The organism is Synechococcus sp. H55.10 (genome assembly GCF_047502715.1).
Classification (GTDB): domain Bacteria; phylum Cyanobacteriota; class Cyanobacteriia; order Thermostichales; family Thermostichaceae; genus Thermostichus.
The window spans coordinates 1-1,758 of sequence record NZ_JANSJJ010000002.1; the positions used below are offsets into that span (position 1 = coordinate 1).

2 protein-coding genes are annotated in these 1,758 nt (G+C 49.9%); both read left to right on the plus strand.

What is annotated here, in order from left to right:
- The first annotated feature begins 406 nt into the window (after positions 1–406).
- Positions 407–859 carry a hypothetical protein gene (locus NW858_RS00100; RefSeq protein ID WP_414369182.1) on the plus strand — a complete coding sequence of 151 codons (453 nt, stop codon included), beginning with the start codon at positions 407–409 and terminating at the stop codon, positions 857–859.
- The coding region (locus NW858_RS00105) for a glycosyltransferase (protein ID WP_414519236.1) at positions 834–1,758 on the plus strand (925 nt) is incomplete at its 3' end. The genes NW858_RS00100 and NW858_RS00105, both read left to right, overlap by 26 nt.

A 1,758-nucleotide genomic window follows, 5' to 3' on the forward strand; every position in this document is an offset into this window, starting at 1 on the left:
CAGAGGGGCGTGGCTGAGCGGGTGCATGAGCTAACAGGAGAGCCAGCAAGCTGGCCAGTGTTTGATGTGGCTGTGTGTACAGTCAGGGACTTACAGAGGCTGGGGCAACCCTTGAGAGCTAACTTTGGTTTTATCTTAGGAGAAGACTGCCAACTTCTCTTTAACTAATGCAGCTAAATTGATGACGTCTCCAATGCCTAGTTTGACTGTAAACGGGCTTAAGTTTTACGCGAAGATCTACGAAGATACAGTTTTTTATAGAGCGGCCTATTTTGACTTCCCCTCATCTGTTTCCGGCATAAAGACTATTGTTGACATTGGAGCTGATGTTGGGCTTGCTAGCCTCTGCTTTCGCGGATTTTGCCCGGATGCAGTTATTCATTGCTTTGAGGCGGATCCCCTGGCCTTGCAACTGCTGCAACAGAATACTCTTATTTTGGGCAACTGCCATGTGCATCCAGTGGGCCTAGCAGGGCAGAATAGCCTCAGGACTCGTCGTCTCTGGCCAGAAGACTCTCAAACAGAGTGGGGAGTGGAGCAGGTGCTGGCTTTTCGAGAAGCTAGGACAGCCTTGCAGGAGCTAGGTCTGGAGCGCATCGATGTGCTCAGGGTGGCTATAGGTGGACAAGGGGTAGAGGTGTTGACCAGTTTGGAGCCATGGCTCAAGGGCATCAAGGTTATCTATGTGGAGTTTGGCTCGGAGCAAGACCGCAAGCAGATTGACCAGATGCTGGATCCTTCTCACATGATCTGGCAGGGGGAGATTTTTCAAGGCAGCTATGGCTGTCTCTGTTATCTGAGTAGGGCTGCGCTCAGAAAAGGAGCTGACCAAAGTGGAAGAACGAGCCATGGAGCATAGCAAGACTGAATCCCTAGAGCCCTATATTCTCCTAAGCTGGCCAACTGGGGCAGATTACATTCCGCCTCCTGTTTTCTCAAATCGACAAGTGACCTTGTGTCCAGAAGGAAGAGCGAAAGGGTGGGGCTTCAATTTTTGTAGCATTCCTAAAGGCTTGATTGAGTGCCCTCAGAGAGATTATGACCTCTACGAGTTCGTACAGCGAACAGATCAAATCGAAGATAAAGAGTTTGATCTAGTCATAGTTTGGACTGCTAGCATCGAGCATAGCAACCCTTTCAACACCAAGAAGTTCGGCTGCCCAACTGTCCTGCTGGCTGGAGACACCCATCATCATGAGTTCCCTGTCACTTACCTTTTGACCTACTGGGCTACTGAAGGCTTTGATTATGTAGCTACTGCCTACACTCGCCAGCACCTCCACTGGTTTTCTGCAGCGGGAGCCAGAGATTTAGCGTGGCTGCCCTTGATCTCGATGCGCACTGTCACTCACGATTGGTCGGCAACGAGAGAAAGCAGAGTTGTGTTCGTAGGACAGTTGAACTCCATTAGCATGCCATCGAGATCCCTTTTTTTCAAAACTACCCTTCATCCTAGACGCTGTCGACTGGCTCAACTTTTGAGAAAAGCGAATTTACCCTTTCTTGCCCAAACTGCTAATCGAGAGGAAGCAGCTCGTCTGTTTGCTACTTCTTTGATTTCCTTCAACTGCAGTGCAAACGCAGATCTCAATCTTCGCAACCTGGAAGTGATCTCAGCAGGTGGCTTTTTGTTGACGGACAGTCTTTCTTTTGCCTCGGGCTTCGACGAGCTGCTGGTGCCGGGAACCTACTGCGACACCTACGACTCCGAAGGCGAACTTTTGGAAAAGGTTCGCTACTACCTCGACCATCCACAAG